Source organism: Luteibacter sp. NPDC104163 (genome assembly GCF_055584245.1).
Window position 1 is genome coordinate 319,784 of sequence record NZ_JBVJMK010000003.1, and the last position, 18,036, is coordinate 337,819.

At 65.9% G+C, this 18,036-nt stretch carries 10 protein-coding genes and 2 tRNA genes; 2 read left to right on the forward strand and 10 right to left on the reverse strand.

Going from position 1 to position 18,036, the window contains the following annotated elements; translation table 11 throughout:
• Positions 1–31 precede the first annotated feature (31 nt).
• From thrS to uvrB, 9 genes are all read right to left on the reverse strand, one after another.
• Positions 32–1,933, reverse strand: coding sequence for a threonine--tRNA ligase (gene thrS / locus ACZ6YI_RS06335; RefSeq protein ID WP_465777899.1), 1,902 nt, complete (start codon positions 1,931–1,933; stop codon positions 32–34).
• 321 nt (positions 1,934–2,254) lie between these two features.
• Positions 2,255–4,132: an exodeoxyribonuclease V subunit alpha gene (gene recD, locus ACZ6YI_RS06340; RefSeq protein ID WP_465777900.1), complete on the reverse strand. Its 1,878-nt coding sequence runs from the start codon at positions 4,130–4,132 to the stop codon at positions 2,255–2,257.
• Positions 4,129–7,782, reverse strand: a complete 3,654-nt coding sequence (recB, locus tag ACZ6YI_RS06345) for an exodeoxyribonuclease V subunit beta (protein WP_465777901.1) — start codon at positions 7,780–7,782, stop codon at positions 4,129–4,131. The genes recD and recB overlap by 4 nt, the downstream gene beginning before the upstream one ends.
• Positions 7,779–11,204 carry an exodeoxyribonuclease V subunit gamma gene (gene recC, locus ACZ6YI_RS06350; protein ID WP_465777902.1) on the reverse strand — a complete coding sequence of 1,142 codons (3,426 nt, stop codon included), beginning with the start codon at positions 11,202–11,204 and terminating at the stop codon, positions 7,779–7,781. The genes recB and recC overlap by 4 nt, the downstream gene beginning before the upstream one ends.
• Positions 11,205–11,274: 70 nt before the next feature.
• Positions 11,275–11,697 (reverse strand): CopD family protein, encoded by a 423-nt coding sequence (locus ACZ6YI_RS06355; RefSeq protein ID WP_465777903.1) that lies wholly within the window; start codon positions 11,695–11,697, stop codon positions 11,275–11,277.
• A 69-nt stretch (positions 11,698–11,766) separates the two neighbouring features.
• Positions 11,767–12,141, reverse strand: a complete 375-nt coding sequence (locus ACZ6YI_RS06360; RefSeq protein ID WP_465777904.1) for a hypothetical protein — start codon at positions 12,139–12,141, stop codon at positions 11,767–11,769.
• 122 nt (positions 12,142–12,263) lie between these two features.
• Complete coding sequence (locus tag ACZ6YI_RS06365; RefSeq protein WP_465777905.1) at positions 12,264–12,974, reverse strand: rRNA pseudouridine synthase; 711 nt, start codon at positions 12,972–12,974, stop codon at positions 12,264–12,266.
• Positions 12,975–13,073: 99 nt separating this feature from the next.
• A tRNA-Val gene (locus tag ACZ6YI_RS06370) sits at positions 13,074–13,148 on the reverse strand.
• Positions 13,149–13,229: 81 nt separating this feature from the next.
• Entirely contained in the window at positions 13,230–15,251 is a 2,022-nt protein-coding gene (gene uvrB, locus ACZ6YI_RS06375) for an excinuclease ABC subunit UvrB (RefSeq protein ID WP_440325631.1), read from the reverse strand.
• Positions 15,252–15,376: 125 nt separating this feature from the next.
• On the opposite strand from uvrB, the gene ACZ6YI_RS06380 reads away from it, so the two are divergent.
• Positions 15,377–15,916: a GspH/FimT family protein gene (locus ACZ6YI_RS06380; RefSeq protein ID WP_465777906.1), complete on the forward strand. Its 540-nt coding sequence runs from the start codon at positions 15,377–15,379 to the stop codon at positions 15,914–15,916.
• Between the two features lie 47 nt (positions 15,917–15,963).
• A tRNA-Asn gene (locus ACZ6YI_RS06385) sits at positions 15,964–16,040 on the forward strand.
• 48 nt (positions 16,041–16,088) lie between these two features.
• Here the strand turns inward: ACZ6YI_RS06385 and ACZ6YI_RS06390 are convergent.
• Entirely contained in the window at positions 16,089–18,008 is a 1,920-nt protein-coding gene (locus ACZ6YI_RS06390; protein ID WP_465777907.1) for an alpha/beta hydrolase family protein, read from the reverse strand.
• Positions 18,009–18,036 lie beyond the last annotated feature (28 nt).

Here is an 18,036-nt window from a genome sequence, read left to right on the forward strand (position 1 = left end):
AGAAGATTGATCTAAATGCCGGACCCGCGCCTTAGCGGCGGGTCTCGGCCTCCAAACGTTCGGCGAACTGGGCCACGGTCATGGTGCCCAGGTCCTCGCCGCCGCGGGTACGTACGGAAATGGTACCCGTTTCCTTCTCGCGATCACCGACCACGATGAGATAAGGGACCTTCTGTAGCGTGTGCTCGCGGATTTTATATCCGACCTTTTCGTTGCGCAAATCGGAGTTCACCCTGAAACCTTGTCCGACAAGGGCTTGCGCCACGTCTTGGACATAATCGGCCTGGGCGTCGGTAATGCTGAACGCCACCGCCTGGATGGGGGCAAGCCAGGTCGGAAGCAAGCCCGCGTGGTGCTCGATCAGGATGCCGATGAAGCGCTCCATGGAGCCCACGATGGCGCGGTGGAGCATGACCGGGTGCTGGCGCTGGCTGTTTTCGTCCACGTACTCGGCGCCCAGGCGCTCGGGCATCATGAAATCGACCTGCATGGTGCCGACCTGCCAGGCGCGGCCAATCGAGTCCTTCATGTGGTACTCGATCTTCGGGCCGTAGAAGGCGCCCTCGCCCGGCAGCTCCTCCCACTCGACGCCCGCGGCCGAAAGCGCCTTGCGCAGCGCATCCTCGGCACGATCCCACACCTCATCGGCACCGATGCGCTTTTCCGGGCGCAGGGCGATCTTCATGGCGATGTTGTCGAAACCGAAATCGGCATAGACCTGCATGGCCTGGGCGTGGAACGCGGCCACCTCGGCCTCGATCTGGCCGGGCGTGCAGAAGATGTGGCCATCGTCCTGGGTGAAGGCACGCACGCGCATGATGCCGTGCAGCGCGCCCGAGGGCTCATTGCGGTGGCAGCCACCGAACTCGCCGTAACGGATCGGCAGGTCGCGATAGCTGTGCAGGTTGGTGTTGAAAATCTGGATGTGGCCGGGGCAGTTCATCGGCTTCAGCGCATAGGTGCGCTTTTCCGACTCGGTGAAGAACATGTTCTCGTGGTAGTTGTCCCAGTGGCCGGACTTCTTCCACAGGCTCACGTCCATGATCTGCGGGCCACGGACCTCCTGGTAACCGCTCTTCTTGTACACACCGCGGACGTACTGCTCCACGGCCTGCCAGATGGCCCAGCCCTTCGGGTGCCAGAAGATCATGCCCGGCGCTTCTTCCTGCATGTGGAAGAGATCGAGCTGCTTGCCGATGCGGCGGTGGTCGCGCTTTTCGGCCTCTTCCAGCTGGTGCAGGTAGGCCTTGAGGTCCTTGTCGTTCAGCCACGAGGTGCCGTAGATGCGGGTCAGCATCTCGTTGTTGGAATCGCCGCGCCAGTAGGCGCCAGCCACCTTCATGAGCTTGAACGCGCGCAGCTTGCCCGTGTTGGACACGTGCGGGCCGCGGCAGAGGTCGGTGAACTCACCCTGGGTGTAGAGCGAAAGCTCTTCGTTCGCCGGGATGCTCTCGATGATCTGCGCCTTGTACTCCTCGCCCAGGCCACGGAAGAACGTGATCGCCTCGTCGCGGCTCTTCACCGAGCGCGTCACCGGGATCTGTTCCTTGACGATCTTCTCCATTTCTTCCTGGATGGCGCCGAGGTCATCCGGGGTAAACGGGCGCGCGTAGGCGAAGTCGTAATAGAAGCCGTTGTCGACCACCGGTCCGATCGTCACCTGGGCGCCCGGGAACAGGCGCTGCACGGCCTGGCCCAGCAGGTGGGCCGTGGAGTGGCGGAGGATGTCGAGGGCCTCGGGGCTCTTCTCGGTGATGATCTCGAGCTTCGCGTCGTGGTCGATGCTGAAGCTGGAGTCGACGAGCTTGCCATCGACCTTGCCGGCCAGGGTGGCCTTGGCGAGGCCGGCGCCGATCGAGGCGGCGACATCCTGCACGGAAACGGGGTGGTCGAACGGCCGCTGGCTGCCGTCGGGTAGCGTGATCTGGATCATGGGAGCGAATTTCCGGGCAAACAAAAAGGGCGCCAGGCGCCCTTCGGGTATCAACGAAGACGTGGCGGGGGCTCAGGTTGAGAAGCGCGTAGTCCGCATGTCGCACACTCGGCCGGCGTTACCGCGGGCCACCTTTTCGTTGGGGTTACTACGGGAAAGCTAAGTCCTGCGGCGCCATGTGTCAAATGGGGCTATCGCGCGCAAGCGCGCTCCCACGGGAAAGCCGGCGCCGCAAGCCCGTGGAGCGCGCTTGCGCGATGCGCTCCTAGAGGAAGCCTGGGCAGCGGCACCCCTGTGGGAGCGCGCTTGCGCGCGATGGGATTACCTCAACCGCCCCAGGAGCCCGGACGCCCGCCGCGTCTTCCTGCCAACGGCATACGCCAGGATGTCCGGCGCGGCGAGCAGGGTGAAATGCCGGCGCGCACGGGTCACGCCGGTATAGACCAGCTCGCGGGTGAGTACCGGCGAGGGCTCCGGCGGCAACGCCAGCGCCGTGTGCTCGAACTCGGAGCCCTGCGACTTGTGCACGGTCATGGCGTACACGGTCTCGACGGCCGTGAGGCGACTGGGCGTGACGAAGCGAACCCGCTCACCCCCTGCCCCGTCCGTGACCAGGAATGCGACGCGCAACATCGTGCCGCCCTGCCCGTCCGGCATGGCGAGGGTGATGCCGATGTCGCCATTCATGAGGCCCACCGCGTAATCGTTGCGGGCCACGATGACCGGACGACCTTCGTACCAGCCAGCGGTGGTCCTGATCAGACCGCGATCGAGCAGCCCCTGGGCGATACGTTCGTTCTGCCCCTCCACGCCAAGATCGCCGCGGCGCGTGGCGCAAAGAAGCTGGAAGCGGCCATGCGCGGCCAGCGCACCGCGGCCCCATAGCGCGAAGGCCGCCTCATCCGCGTCCGCTGATGGACGGTTGCGCGCGACCCATTCAAGGTAGTGGCGGTAGCCCGGCGCATCGTCGCGACCTTCGATCGCGAGCGTCGCGACGCCCGCAGGCGAGGCCGGGAGCCGGTGGATATCGTTGAATCCACCGTCGAAGGCGCGATTCACCCCCGTTGCGTCGCCGTGGTTGATGGCGCCTGCGAGCGCACCGATACCGCTTTCGCTGCCAAATCGGCGACTCCGCCGCAGCATGGTGACGCGCTGGTCGAGCGGCCACGCGCCCGCCGGATCGCTCCACGCCTGCAGGTCAGCCCCCGTGGTGTCACGAAGCCACGCCACGGTGTCCCCGCTGTAATGGCCAGGCTCGGCGCGCGCGCACAGGTCACCCAGCACGGCCCCTGCCTCCACCGACGAAAGCTGATCCTTGTCGCCGAGAAGGATGAGGCGGGCACCGTCCGGCAAGGCGTCGAGCGTCGCGGCCATCATCTCGAGGTCGATCATCGACGCCTCATCGATCACCAGGACGTCGACGTGCAGCGGATTGTCCGCGTTGTGATGGAATGCACGGGTGTCCGGGCGACTGCCCAGCAGGCGGTGCAGGGTCGTAACCTCCGCCGGAATACCTTCACGCACGCCGGCGTCCACGTCGAGCTGCGCCACCTGGGTAGCGATGGATGCATTAAGGCGCGCGGCGGCCTTGCCGGTGGGCGCCGCCAGGCGGATGCGCAGGCGCGGCTCGCCGGCGGAAGCCGCCAGGGTTTGCAGCAGCCCGAGCAGGCGCACCACGGTGGTCGTCTTGCCCGTGCCGGGGCCGCCGGTGATAACGGCAAATGAGCTGCGCGCGGCGATGGCGCAGGCCACCTTCTGCCAGTCGATGCCGTCGTCGCCAGCGGGGAACAGGCGATCGAGTTCCGTTGCCAGCCCCTTCGGGTCCGGCAACGGCGCCAGCCGCGCGACGATCGCCGCGGCCACGCGCGCCTCGTCGCGCCAGAAGCGCCGCAGGTAGAAAAGGCTGCCATCAAGCACGAGTGGCGCAGCCGTATTTCCCGTGGGCGCGGCGACGAGGGGGGATTTCCCGAGCCACGCGGCGGCATCCGCGAGCGCAGGCTCACGCTCGACGAGCGCATCGATGTCCAGGCAGATGTGGCCCTCGGCCAGCTCGCGACTCAAAAGTGCCGCGGCCGCGAGGACGCGGTTGTCCACCTGCGGGTCCAGGGTGGCGAGGAAGCGGGCAAACGCCCGGTCCATCGGCCTCAGCCGCCCCTCTTCCGTACCGCTGTCCAGCCAGGCGTGGATATCCGCGATCATGCGGCGACTCCTTCGAACAGGCTGTCCATGGCTTCGATCATCGCGCGCGGAGGCCGCTCCACATGCACGCCGTGGCCACGGCCATCCACGCCACGAAGGTAGAGATAGACGGCTCCGCCGATATGTGTGTCGTAGTCGTACGCAGCGCCCATGCGCGCTCGCAGGAGCCTGTGCAACGCGAGCAGGTACAGCGCGTACTGCAACTCATAGCGCGATTCGAGAATCGACGCCCGCATGGCCTCCGGGGTGTACGCGTGCTCGTCGGCACCAAGCCAGTTCGATTTGTAATCGGCGACGTACCAGCGTCCTTCGTGCTCGATGATCAGATCGATGAAGCCCTTGAGCATGCCATTCAGGCTGTCGCTGACCAGCGCGGGACGTACCGCGCCGTCCAGCGTGTGCTGGCGCACGATGCGGTCCAGCGCGAGGGTGTCGACGTGGCGCGCCTCGAACAGGAACTCGAGTTCGGCGCGATACCGCGTGGGGTCATCCAGTGCGCCGAGCGCCACGACCTTGCCATCCGGCAAAGCCATGGGCGTGCGCAGCAGGACCAGCAGCCAGTCGGTGAGCAGGTCGATCGCCCCCTCCCAGCCGCGACGCTCACAACGTCGCGCCACCGTATCGCGCAGGCGTGCCGGATCGTTCGCGATGGCGGCAAACCCCTCTTCCGCAATCCACTCGAGCAGGTCATGCAGGAACGTGCCGGCCTCCGCACCGCGGTGGAAGGCATGGATGCTGCCGGGATCGGCGACCGTCGCCACCGGCTCCGTGACGTACTCGACGATGACGTCGTCCGCCGCGGTTTCCGGTGCCGCCATCTCGGCTTCCGTCTCGTCGTAACGCAAGCCGCTGTAGCTGCCGATGCGCCATGGCTCGATACGGGCCAGGCGGGGCTCGCGCGGCGGCAGCAGGCGGTCGTCACGCGACGGCGGCTCGTAGCGGCGATCATCCGGTGCGGGCATGTATTCCACGGCGATCGACGGCGCGGCCCGGGCCAACCCCTGGAGCAGACCGGCGATCGCACCGTTGTCGATTTCCACGCCGCCCGTGAGCAGGTGGCCGAAGGCGCTGCGATGCACCTGCGGTTTCTTCGCATTCCCGGCGGCCACCGGGGCGATGCCAAGCCAGCATGCGTGGCGCGCACGCGTCAGCGCGACGTACAGCAGGCGCAGGTCTTCCTGCAGCGCGGCCCGCTCGGCAGCTTCCTTCGCCTCGGTAACCGCCTGCCCGCCCTGCTTCTCGCTCAGCAGCTCGAGCGAAACACCTTCGCCATCGTGGTAGCGATAGCCTTGCCCGGAGCGGGCCTTGCCGCTTGCGCACACGAACGGCAGGAACACCAGCGGATATTCGAGACCCTTCGACTTATGGATGGTGACGACCTTCACGAGATCGTCGTCACTCTCCAGCCGCACGATCTGGTCATCGCCGTGGTGGCTGGCCGTATCCGTGATGCGTTCGGAGAGATAGCGGATCAGCGCCTGCTCCCCATCGAGCGTCGCCGCCGCCTGCTGAAGCAGCTCGGCGAGGTGCAGCACGTTGGTGAGTGCGCGCTCACCGTGCTCGATGGAAAGCAGCCGCGCAGGCAGATCGAAGACGTGCAACAGCCGGTGCAGCATGGCCAGCACGCCGGCATGGCGCCATGTGTCGCGTAGCGCCATGAATTCCCGGCCGCGCGCTTCCCAATGCAACTCCTCGGTGTTCAGCCGCTCGAGTTCACCGAACCCCAGGTGCAGGGTGCGCGTCGCCAACGCCGCGCGCATCGCGGTATCCGACGAAGGCTCGGCCACGGCGCGAAGCCAGAACAGGAGGTCGCCGGCCTCGACGCTCTCCCACACCGAATCGCGATCCGAAAGGAACACGCTGCGGACACGACGCTCACCGAGCGCGGCCCGCACCTCGGATGCCTCGGCATGGCTGCGCACGAGCACGGCGATATCGGCGGGGCGCAGCGAACGCCATTCGCCATCCCCCTGTTGGAAACCCGAATCGTTGCGCGACGCCTCGTCGAGCAGGCGGACGATCTCGCTGGCGCAGGCCGCGGCCATCTCCTTGCGGTAGAAGCGGACACCCACGGGCTGCTCGTCGTCGAGCAACCACAAGTGAAGCGCTGGCTGCGCTGCGCCATGACGGGTGAATCGCTCACCGCGACCGCGCGCGAGGACGGGAGCGAACGGCAAGCCGCGATCATCGAAGTGGAACGCGCCTGACGGATGGCGCTCACCATGCGAGAACAGCGCGTTGACCGCGTCGACCATGCCCTGGGTGGAGCGGAAGTTCGTATCAAGGCTGTAGTGCGGCGCCAACGCCTCGGCTCTCGCGGTCAGGTAGGTATGGATATCCGCGCCGCGAAACGCGTAGATCGCCTGCTTGGGATCGCCGATCAGCAGCAGCCCGACCTCAGGCTCTGCCGCGTAGACCGTGCGGAAGATGCGGTACTGAAGCGGGTCGGTGTCCTGGAACTCGTCGATGAGTGCCAGCGGATACTGGCGGCGGATGGTCGCGGCCAGGTCGGCGCCCGCCTCGGTGGCGAGCGCGCGATCGAGCCTGAGCAGGAGATCGTCGAACCCGATCTGCGCACGGCGACGCTTCTGGTCGGCGAAGCGGGTGCGAACGCGCTCCACGGCATCGGCGAGGATCACATGTCGAACCGCCACGCGGTTCGCCTGCCACTCGGCCCAGTGTTCCAGCACGGCATAGGCCGGGTGCTCAGGACGCGACTTGCCCTTGCCAGTCGCCTTGCCCAGGCGGGTCGATGAATAACGCGCGATATCGAATCCGCCGGGCTCCCCCGATGCGGCCCAGCGCTGCATCGCCGCCATGTCCGCCGGCATGCGCTCCGGCTTGTACCAGCCGTTGTGCAGCACCTTGCCGGCCACGGCGTCGATCAACGCGCGGCTGATGGCCTCGGCATCGTCACGCCAGGAGCGGGCGGCTTCAGCCATCCGCTGGCTGTCTTCCTCATCCCACGCGCGACGCTCGGCCAGCACGGCCTGGAGGCCTTCGCCTACGCCAAGCACCGCACCATCGACGCGAAGTGTGGCCTCGCCACCTCCGAGGATCGGCTTGAGCGAACGCAGCAGATCATCCGGCGTCCGCCACTCAGCCTGGATCGACTTCAGCAAAGCCTCATCGAGCGGGTAAAACGTCTGCCGCCAGTAGTCGCGAACGCATTCCGCCAGCAGCTCGCTTTCATCGGGCTCCAGCGTCTGGGCGAAGGCATGCCCGCTGCCGAATGCATGCTGCGTGAGCATGCGCTGGCTCCAGCCGTGGATGGTGAAGATGGCGGCCTCGTCCATCCATTGTGCGGCGAGCTCGAGGCGGCGGGCGCATCCTGCCAGCTGTTCCGGCGCGAAGGTTGCGATCAGTTCGCCCAGCAAAGGTTCGTTGGATCCGCCCGCGCGGAACGCGGTGGCGGCCTCGACCAGGCGGGCACGGATACGCTCGCGCAACTCCTGCGTCGCCGCCTCGGTGAACGTGACGACCAGGATCTGCGGCGGCAACAGGGGTTGCGGCAGGCCATGGCCAAGCACGGCCCGCACATATAGGGCGGCAATGGTCCAGGTCTTGCCCGTGCCGGCGCTTGCCTCGATCAGGCGGACACCATGCAGCGGGAGTTCAAGCGGACGCAACGGTTCGATAGCGAAGCTCATGCCTGCTCCACTCTCAACGCGGCGCAAAGATCGCGGTACGGCTGCAGATGGTGCGCGAACCCGGCGGCCAGCATCGCGTCGAAATCGGGCCACGCGCGCGCGAGATAGGCATCGCCATCGACTTCGCCCCGGCTGAATTCATCGGCCGGTGAATAGGCGCGCCGCGCCGCTGCCTCGCCCGCATCGTCATCACCCGCCGTGATCCAGGCGATCGCGGCCTTCATCGCAATCGGCAAAGGCCGCGACATATCCTCGCGCCATGCGTGCACAAGCGTGCCGAGGGCATTGAGCGCGTCCTCCGCATCCATGGGTGCCATCACGATCGTGCCATCCGGGCCGATGTAGCGGGTCTCGACCGGATGACCGGCAGCCTGCGCCACGAGGTGATCGACCCACGGCATGACGACGCGATGGATCAGCGGCCGCCCCTCTGCATCGAGCACCCCCGACGGCGAGACCAGCAACGCGGCGAGGGCACCTGCCTCGTTAGCACGGAGCCCGGCCAGCCAGTCTTCGATAACGACGCCGTCGCTCTCGACCCTAACCTCGAACTTGCCCGCCTCGACCGGCCAGCGGCGACGTTCGGCGACGTAGCGGCCGTAGACGGCCGCGGCGCCCTCCTCGAGTTCGCGCCTCACCGGCGTGGCAAACCCACCCATCGGTAGCTTGCCACTGCGTTGAAGACGCGCAGTCGCTTCGGCAATGGCGACACCGGACGCCTGTTCCTCACGCAAAGCGGTACGCAGGACCATGTCGGTCATCGTGTAGCGATCGAGCCCATTCAGCGCAAACGGCTCGAGCACCTCGCTGGCGACGTCGGGCACCTCGAAGCGAACACCGAGGCGCGCCTGGAAGAACTCGCGCACGGGATGACGCAGGAAACGGCGTAGGGTTGCCAGGCCAATCGGCCGCTCAGCCGACCAAACCGGGATCATGTCCCCTGCCGTCTCCATGCCGCCACCGTGTACATGGCGCCATTCATTGGCATACGTAAACAGTCGGGAATCGCCCGCGCGAAAGTACGCCGGGCTGAACGGCTGCAACGGATGCTCCACCGTGAGCCTGTGTAGCAGTTCACCTTCCCCTGCGTCCTTCCACGCGGCAGCGAGGTAGTCGCGCAGCTGGCCGACGAGCACGGAGGGCGCGCGTTCGGCGTTGTCGCGCGCACTGCGACCCACCCATCCGATATGCAACGCATCGCGCGCCGAGAGGAGCGCCTCAAGGAACAGGTAGCGGTCATCCTCGCGACGCGAGCGGTCGCCCGGGCGCCATGCGCCAGCACGGGCCATGAGATCGAAATCCATGGGCGGCCGCGCGCGCGGGTACTCGCCATCGTTCATGCCGAGCAGGCAGACGAGGCGGAACGGAATCGCACGCATCGGCATCAGGGTTCCGAAGCTCACGGCGCCAGCGAGGAACCGCTTGGACAGGCCGCCATCGTCAATCTGGCCCAACCAGGCTTCACGAACGACATCCACCGGCACCGGCTCGTCGAAGCCGGCCTCCGCGCACGCACGCTCCCAGGCGTCCAGCGCATCGAGCAGGCGCTGCTCACGCATGGCGTCATCGGGGTCCGTGGTCTTGAAGAAATCACGCAACAACGCGCGCAGGCGCAAGCCCCACTCCGCGGCGGGCGCGGGGGTCGCCATGGCCCGCCAGTGCGCGCCCAGCCGTTCGACAAGGTCAGCCAGCGGGCCGACGAGCTGCGCATCGAGACCGCCCACTTCGCCGTAGGGTTCGATATCACCCCATGCGTCGCCCTGCCCCACCGCATAGCCGAGCAGCATGCGCCGCAGGCCGAACAGCCAGGTGTTCTGCTCGAGCGCGGGCAGGCCAAGGGAAGCGCGCTGCTCGGCATCGAGGCCCCAGCGCACGCCCGCACCCTCCACCCAGCGATGGAGCAGCGGCAGATCATCGTCGCCAAGTCCGAAGCGTTCGCGTAGCGCAGGCACGTCGAGGAGATCGGCCATGTCGCCCGCACCGAAGCGCGACTCGGTCATGCCCATCAGCATGTCCAGCGCCATCACCATCGGCACCGTACCGCGCGAGGCGCGGTCGGCGATGCTGTAAGGCACGTAGCGTGGATCGTCGCGCGGCACGCGGCCGAACACGGCATCGATGTGCGGCGCATAGGTATCGATGTCGGGCACCATCACGATCACGTCGCGCGGGAGCATGGGGTCACCCGTGAGGGTCGACGCCTCGAACCGCGCCAGCAGCTGGTCGTGCAGGATCTCCACCTCACGCTGTGGGCCGTGCGCGACGTGGAACGCGATGGATTGGTCCGACACGGCGACTGCCGCTGGCTGGTCGGGCAGCGGCTCAAGGTCGAGGATGGCCGCCTGCACCTGGCCAAGCAGCGTCGTCGCCGGCGGATCCTCGAAGAAATCGATGCGTTCGTCCCAGGCGGTGAAGCGCTGGCGATACGTCTCCGGGTGATCGAATTCATCGAGCATGCGGATGTAATCGCGCCCCTGCTTGCCCCATGCCGCGAGCAAGGGATTGGCGTAGAGATGCAGATCGCCTTCGTCCGGTAGCGCGGGCATGCCTGGCTTCAGCTGCTGTCGCCGACGTTCGGCCCGGAGCAATTCGCGGTCGTCGACGATGTCCGCCCAGTAATGCCGGCACGGATTCAACACCACGAGAACGACCTGCGACCACCGCGAAAGCGCCGATAGCGCTTCAAGCGTCTGGCGCGGCAGCGAGGACATGCCGAAGACCACGATGCGCCGGGCCAACGCACGCGGGCGCTCCGTCGCCGTCGCGGCGGCATGGAGGAACCTGGCGTGCACAGCCGCGCGGTGGCCATGCGCTTCCCCGGGGCCCACATCCTCCAGCAGGCGGCGCCACAAGGCGGCCTGCCAGCGGTCGCTATCGAGCATGGCCGGCGAGCCACCGCGGGCATCGCGCATGACATCGCGGCCAGCCGCCCAGTCATCAAGCCAGTCGGCGCGATACACCTGGTAACCGTCGTAGAGATCGGCCAGGCGCTCCGCCAGTTGGTGACACTTACGCGCATCGCCACCGTCGCCGAGGAAAGCGGCAAGGGGTTCGAACGCGGGCTCGCCAGCAAGGGCGGGCAGCAACCGCATCAGGCGCCAGATAAGGCGGGATTTGTCGAACGGTGACTCGGGCGGAACGGCATCACGACCAAGGACCGCGCGGTAGGCATCCCAGAGGAACCGGCCGGGCAGCTCGACGTGAACCGAGGCCGCGATACCGAGCCCGCCATCGGCCTCCGCACGCGCCAGCGCCAGCCTGAACCACTGCGCGATACCGTTGGACTGGACGAGCACGCGCTCATCCTCGAGCGGCCGCAGGGGGGCCTGGCGGAGCCACCCGACGAGGATGTCGCGCAGGTCTTCGAGGCGGTTGCCGTGCAGGACCATGAGGCCCGGCTCGATCGGATGGGAATCGCTCAAGCGCCAGCTCCGTCGGCGGAATGGTGGATGTGACCGATGATGACCGACGCAGGTCTCATGCCACGAGACCTCAGAACGGCTTGGCGACCACGAGGTAGACGATGGCCAGCAGGACCAGCACCGGCAGTTCGTTGCCGATACGCAGCGCCTTCGACGACGGCAGCGCGCCGCCAGCGATGCTGCGCTTCAGGGCCCGCCCCGCCCAGATGAAGTACGCGAGCATGCAGGCGACAAGGAAGAGCTTCGCATGCAGCCAGCCGCCCGTGATGCCGAAGTACAGCCACAATACGAGCCCGAAGATAAAGGCCATGCCGAACATGCTGTGGCCGAACTTGTACAGCCGGCGCCCCATCAGCTCGAGCCGTGCCTTCACGGCCGGCGGCTCGCCCTCGGCTTCCTTGATGTTGACGAGGATGCGCGGGAGGTAGAACACCGTGGCCATCCAGGCGATGACGAACACGATGTGCAGGGATTTGGTCAGCAGGTAAGCCATGGGCGGCACTCCCTAGGAAAGGCCAGAGTGTAGCCCGGCAGGCGGCTCCCCGGCCTGCGGCAGTGAGCCTCATGGGAGGCGCATGACCCGGAACAGCGCCTGGGCCCCGGCGAAGCCGAGGGTGCCCCCAAGCGCCGCGATAGCGGTGATCATGCCCCACAGCCGGTGACGGTAGCCGATGAGGTCCTGGATATCGCATTCGACGGCACGCAGCCGCTTGTCGACATCCTTTACATCGCGACGAACGACACTGATGGACTGCTCGAGATCGCCGACACGAGCTTCGAGGCGTTCGAAACGGGCATCGATACGCTGGAAGCTTTGGTTCGTACGGCGGACGTGCTCATCGAAGCGCCCGAGGAAGGCATCGAACCGCGCGTCGGAGCGCGCCATGCGCTCCTGCATGGCCGTCCAGTCGGCGGCAGAGAGAGACCAGTCAGGCATGGCTTTGCTCCTGTGGGGTGGACGACAAGGATCCCCGCTGGAACGAATACGTGACAGACGCTGACGCTCAACAGGACGCGTAGGAAAAGGCCTACACGCCACTCAACCGGCGCTGACCGCGATCAGAAGCGATCCGTGGTCGCCAGGTAGCGCCACTGCCCCGGCTCGAGCCGACCCATCGGGATCCGGCCAACGCGCAGCCGCTTCATCCCCAGCACCTTCAACCCGACGGCATCGCACATCCGCACGACCGTCTCGGGAGAGATACGTTTAAGCGCAAAGCGCAGGTGCCGTTCGTTCTGCCAGCTGACCTTGATCGGCGGGAGCGCGTAGTGATCGAACACCAGCCCATGGTTGAGCATGGCTAGGCCACTCGGCGATAGCTTGCCCTCGACCTCGACCACGATCTCCTGCTCGATGCGCTCGATGTCCTCCTGCAGGCGACGCTTCACGCGCCAGTCCTGGGTGAAGACGAGCAGGCCACTGGCCATGTCCGGCAAGGGGAGCGCGGACTCCAGGCGAGCGAAGTGGCGATGCAGCACGCGGACGCCCGCGGGATCGTCGGCGATGTGGTTCTCGACCCGGATCAGCGCCCTGGCCTCCTCCACGCCCATGCCAGCCGGCTTGTGCAGCACCATGGATGCCGGCTCAGGCGGCGTGAGCCTGGCTGCCGGATCGATCTCGATGCGCTCGTCGCGCACCTTGAACTGCGGCTGCTCGACGACCACGCCATCGACGCGGACCCAGCCACCCTCGATGTACATCTCGGCTTCGCGCCGCGAACACGGCACCAGCGCGGCGATACGTTTGGCGAGGCGCTCGGGTTCGGTCATCAGCGTGGCCTGAGGGTTGAACCGTGCCGGAAGGCAAGAAAAAAGGAGCCTGAGGGCTCCTTAGTCGTTCTCTTCATGCCACTCCCCTACTGAGGAAAGTGGTGGGCGGTACAAGGATCGAACTTGTGACCCCTACCATGTCAAGGTAGTGCTCTACCGCTGAGCTAACCGCCCGAAGAGCTGCGCAGTTTACCGATGCCCGGGGAGGGACGCAAGAGGGGCGAGGAAAAAAGGATCCCCCCGCCCGCCTGCCCATCAACGCAGCGCCCGTTCCCGCAGGCGGTGGATCTCGTCGCGGACCTTGCCGGCCTCCTCGAACTCCAGGTTCTGGGCATGCTTGTACATGCGCGCTTCGAGCTTCTTGATCATGGAGCCCGCCTGCTCGGGGTTGAGGGCGCTGTAGTCGGCGGCCACCTCGGCCACCTTCTTCGCGTCCTTGCCCTTCTTGCCCTTGCCACGGGCACCGACATCGGCACGCGCACCTTCCATGATATCGGCGATGCGACGAACCACGGTCTTCGGGGTAATCCCGTTTGCGGCGTTGTACTCGATCTGCTTCTCGCGACGGCGCGCCGTCTCGTCCATGGCTTCTTTCATCGAACGGGTAATCTCGTCCGCATAAAGAATGGCCTTACCCCGCACATTACGGGCGGCGCGGCCGATGGTCTGGATAAGCGAACGGTTCGAACGGAGGAAGCCCTCCTTGTCCGCGTCGAGCACCGCCACCAGCGACACCTCGGGCATATCCAGGCCCTCGCGCAGCAGGTTGATGCCGACCAGCACATCGAACTCACCCAGACGAAGGTCGCGAATAATCTCCGTGCGCTCCACGGTCTCGATATCCGAGTGCAGGTAACGCACCTTGACGTCGTGTTCGGAGAGGTAGTCCGTCAGATTTTCAGCCATGCGCTTGGTCAGGGTGGTGACCAGCACGCGATCGCCCATCTCAATGCGCTTGCGAATCTCGCCGAGCAGATCGTCGACCTGCGTGCGCACCGGGCGCACCTCCACTTCAGGATCGATCAGGCCGGTCGGACGCACCACCAACTCGACGATATTGTCGTCGGAATGCTCCAGCTCGTATTTCGCAGGCGTCGCGGACACATAGATGGCGCGCGGCGCACGGCGCTCCCACTCCTCAAATTTCAGCGGACGGTTGTCCATCGCCGAAGGCAGGCGGAAGCCGAACTCCACCAGCGTCTCCTTGCGCGAGCGGTCGCCCTTGTACATGGCGCCCAACTGCGGCACGGTCACGTGCGACTCGTCGACCACCATCAGGGCATCCGGCGGCAGGTAATCGAACAGCGTCGGCGGCGGTTCGCCCGGGCCGCGGCGGGTCATGTGCCGCGAATAGTTCTCGATACCCTGGCAAAAGCCCACCTCGGCCATCATTTCCAGGTCGAAACGCGTGCGCTGCTCGAGGCGCTGCGCCTCCACCAGCTTGTTGTCCTTGTAGAGCTGCTCAAGCCGTTCGGAAAGCTCCACCTTGATCGTCTCCATCGCGTTCAGGACGCTCTGGCGCGTCGTGGCGTAATGGGTCTTCGGGTAAACCGTATAGCGCGGCACCTTGCGCAGCACTTCGCCCGTCAACGGATCGAACAGGGAGAGGTTTTCGACATCGCCATCGAACAGCTCGATCCGCAGGGCCTCGGCTTCCGATTCGGCCGGAAACACGTCGATCACCTCGCCGCGCACGCGATACGAACCGCGGCGGAGTTCCATCTCGTTACGGGTGTACTGCAGCTCGGTGAGCTGACGGATGAGGGCGCGCTGATCCACGTGATCGCCACGCGAGAGAATCAGGCGGAGGCTCATGTAATCCTCCGGATCACCCAGGCCGTAAATCGCCGAGACGGTGGCCACGATCAGGGCGTCCTTGCGCGAAAGCAGCGCCTTGGTCGCCGCCAGCCGCATCTGCTCGATGTGATCGTTGATGCTCGAATCCTTCTCGATGAAGGTATCCGACGCGACCACATAGGCCTCGGGCTGGTAGTAGTCGTAGTAGCTGACGAAGTACTCCACGGCGTTATTCGGGAAGAACTCCTTGAACTCGCCGTAGAGCTGCGCCGCCAGCGTCTTGTTCGGTGCCAGCACGATGGTCGGCTTCTGCACCTTCTCGATGACGTTGGCGATGGTGAAGGTCTTGCCCGAGCCAGTAACGCCAAGCAGGGTCTGGGCCGCGAGGCCGGCTTCAAAACCATCGGTAAGGCGGCGAATGGCCTCGGGCTGGTCGCCGGAGGGCTGGTACGGCGAGACGAGCTGGAAACGGTCAGTCATGGCCGGAAATATGCAGGCGAAAGCGTTGAGTTTAAAGGCGCGGCGCCTACAGGGCGTGAGGCCGTCCGCCTACAGACCCTGGAGACCGCCCCGGCCAAGCTCAGCGACCCATCCAGGCCCCTGATATGCCCCGCCACGCCAGTCCCCGTCATGCCAGCGCCTTCACCCTCGTCGAACTGGCCGCCGTCCTCCTGGCCCTGGGCGTGGCAGCCGCCGTCGCCCTGCCCGCCCTCGGCAACCTCCTGGCTGAGGCGCAACTGAGGCAGGCGGCCGGAACGCTGCTCGACGACATGGACACAGCGCGCAGGGCCGCCATCACGCGAGGCGGCGGCGTCGCGATATGCCCCAGCCGGGACGGCCACCACTGCGGCCCGACAGCGCTCTGGCACCACGGCTGGATCATCGTGCACGGCACTCGCGTCATCTCGGCACACGAGGCCCTGCCCCGACGTCTCGCGAGCGCCTCCTCCATGGCCCGGCGCCGGATTATTTTCGACGAGGCCGGGCGAGCACCCGGCTCCAACGACACGATCACCTTATGCGTCCGCAAACGGCCAGCCACGGCGCGTTCCGTGCTGATTTCCAGCGTCGGCCGGATCCACGCGGAGCCGCCGGAGGCGCCCAAAGCCGAGGCGTGCGCGGCCTCTCGTGAAGACATTCGTTAAGAACGCTTGACAGCCCCCCGCAACATACACAAAATACGTGGCTCCCCGCCCGAATAGCTCAGCCGGTTAGAGCACTTGACTGTTAATCAGGGGGTCGTTGGTTCGAGTCCAACTTCGGGCGCCAGATTTGAAAAGGGCTTGCAGCAATGCAAGCCCTTTTCTTTTGCGTCATTCAGGGCGACGCGACGGTACGCGGCGAGGCCCCAGCGCCGATATTCGCATCCAGGAAGTCCAGCATGCGGGCGTAATAATCCTCCGCGTGCGCAGGGCCTGCGATGCCATGCCCCTCATAGGGATATTCGAGGTAAACCGGCGGATGCCCAGCCTTGGTCAGGGCATCGCGCATCGCCCGCGCGTGCTGCACGGGCACACGCCCATCCAGCGTGCCATGGACAAGCATCACCGGGATCGTGATCGCGGATGCCATGCGTGCCGGCGAGCGGCTGGTGAGTTCCGCCTTGTCGGTGCCGATGACGCGGTGCAGGTAGTTATCGCCGTAGTTGCTGCGATGGATGTCGCCCCACGAATACATCTTGCCGACATCGTAAACGCCGGCCTCGCCGATGGCGCAGCGGTACAACGTGGGCTCCCTGGCCGCGCCCATGAGCGCGGCATACCCGCCATAACTTCCGCCGTAGATGCAGATACGCCCGGCGTCGACCAGCTTGTTATCGATCGCCCAGTGCGTCGCGTCTGTCACGTCGTCCTGCATCGTGCCACCCCACTGGCGGTAGCCGCGCTGCTGGAAGTCGAGGCCGAAACCCGTGGAGCCCCGGAAATTCACCCGGAGTACGGCGTACCCGTGCTGCGCCAGGATCTGGGTGTCCCGATCGAAATCCCAATCATCGCGAACGTAGTACGGGCCACCATGCACCATGACGACAAGCGGTGGCGGCGTACTCGCCGAAAGAGGCAAGGTGAAAAAGCCCGTCAGCGCCAGGCCATCCCGCGCCTTGAAGCTGAACTCGCTGGTGGATGCCTGCTTTTCCGGATCGATCCAGGGCTTACGATGGAACAGCAGCTGCGCGTGGTGCGCCGCCTTGTCGAACAGGTAAAACGAGCCGGGATCACGGTCGCTGATCGTGCGGATCACCAGCAGGTTGCCATCGGCACTGGCACTGACCACGGTCGCAAGACCGTCCGGAAACGCGGCATTCAGTGACATCCGCCAGCGGCTGTCGGCCTGCGCCGGATCGAAGAAGCGTTGATGCGGACGCCCCGGACCAAAGGTCGCCCCGATCGGCTCCATCTGGTCCATGCTGAGGACGATCGAGAGCGGGTCGGAGTTCGGATCGCTGAGCATCACCTTGCGTGAGCCATCGACGAGGTCGTAACGCTCGAGCACGTTGGTGCCGTGGGCCTGCTCACTGATCAGGTATCCATAACGGTTGTCCCGGCTGATACCTACCGGCAGGACGTAGAGGTGGCTGTCCTTGCCATCGTTGATCTTCTCCCACGCGCCCTCGCCCCGGCGCACATAGAGCTGCTCCTCGTCATCCTCATTGGTGCCGTAGGCGAAGCGCGGCTGGCCGGCGTGGTCGGTCACGAAGTCGGAACCGCCGGCTATCGGCGACACGGCCACCGAATCGCCATTGCCCGTGAGGTGGGTGATATCGAGCTTGACCAGTTCGACGTGGCACTTACCGTCGACCGTCTTGCAGCGCTCCACGAGCACATGCTTGTCGTCGCCCTCGATCGTGCCAGCGAAGTTGCTCGCCAGCAGCTTGGGATGGTTTTCGTGGATATCCAGCAGGTAGAGCTGCGGCTCGACGATGGGCTGCGCGTAATCGCCAGTCACCTTGCTTGCCGAAATCAGCAGTTGCTCCGATCCCAGCCAGTTCAGCACCTGCACTTCGGCGCGCTCGCCAGGGTCCACCTGCCGCACCGGCTTGAGCGTGGCCCGGTCAACGACCGTGACGAGCGTGCCGTCATGGTCACGATGGGCTATCGCCAGCAGCGCGCCATCCGGCGATATCTGCACGTTCTCGTACTGTGCGCGGCGTAGCAACCCTTGCGTTGCCTCATCCGCGACACCCGCCTTTCCCTGCACACTGCCGCCGAGCGCAAGGCCCAGCCACATCACTGCGAACATCGAGAAACCCTCCCCTGAAGGTGACGCG

Bases quoted from the DNA above. Each gene is read 5' to 3' on its own strand.
- thrS (WP_465777899.1), bottom strand. From the start codon at position 1,933: ATGATCCAGATCACGCTACCCGACGGCAGCCAGCGGCCGTTCGACCAC.
- recD (WP_465777900.1), bottom strand. From the start codon at position 4,132: ATGATCGCGGATATCCACGCCTGGCTGGACAGCGGTACGGAAGAGGGG.
- recB (WP_465777901.1), bottom strand. From the start codon at position 7,782: ATGAGCTTCGCTATCGAACCGTTGCGTCCGCTTGAACTCCCGCTGCAT.
- ACZ6YI_RS06355 (WP_465777903.1), bottom strand. From the start codon at position 11,697: ATGGCTTACCTGCTGACCAAATCCCTGCACATCGTGTTCGTCATCGCC.
- ACZ6YI_RS06360 (WP_465777904.1), bottom strand. From the start codon at position 12,141: ATGCCTGACTGGTCTCTCTCTGCCGCCGACTGGACGGCCATGCAGGAG.
- ACZ6YI_RS06365 (WP_465777905.1), bottom strand. From the start codon at position 12,974: ATGACCGAACCCGAGCGCCTCGCCAAACGTATCGCCGCGCTGGTGCCG.
- uvrB (WP_440325631.1), bottom strand. From the start codon at position 15,251: ATGACTGACCGTTTCCAGCTCGTCTCGCCGTACCAGCCCTCCGGCGAC.
- ACZ6YI_RS06380 (WP_465777906.1), top strand. From the start codon at position 15,377: ATGCCCCGCCACGCCAGTCCCCGTCATGCCAGCGCCTTCACCCTCGTC.
- ACZ6YI_RS06390 (WP_465777907.1), bottom strand. From the start codon at position 18,008: ATGTTCGCAGTGATGTGGCTGGGCCTTGCGCTCGGCGGCAGTGTGCAG.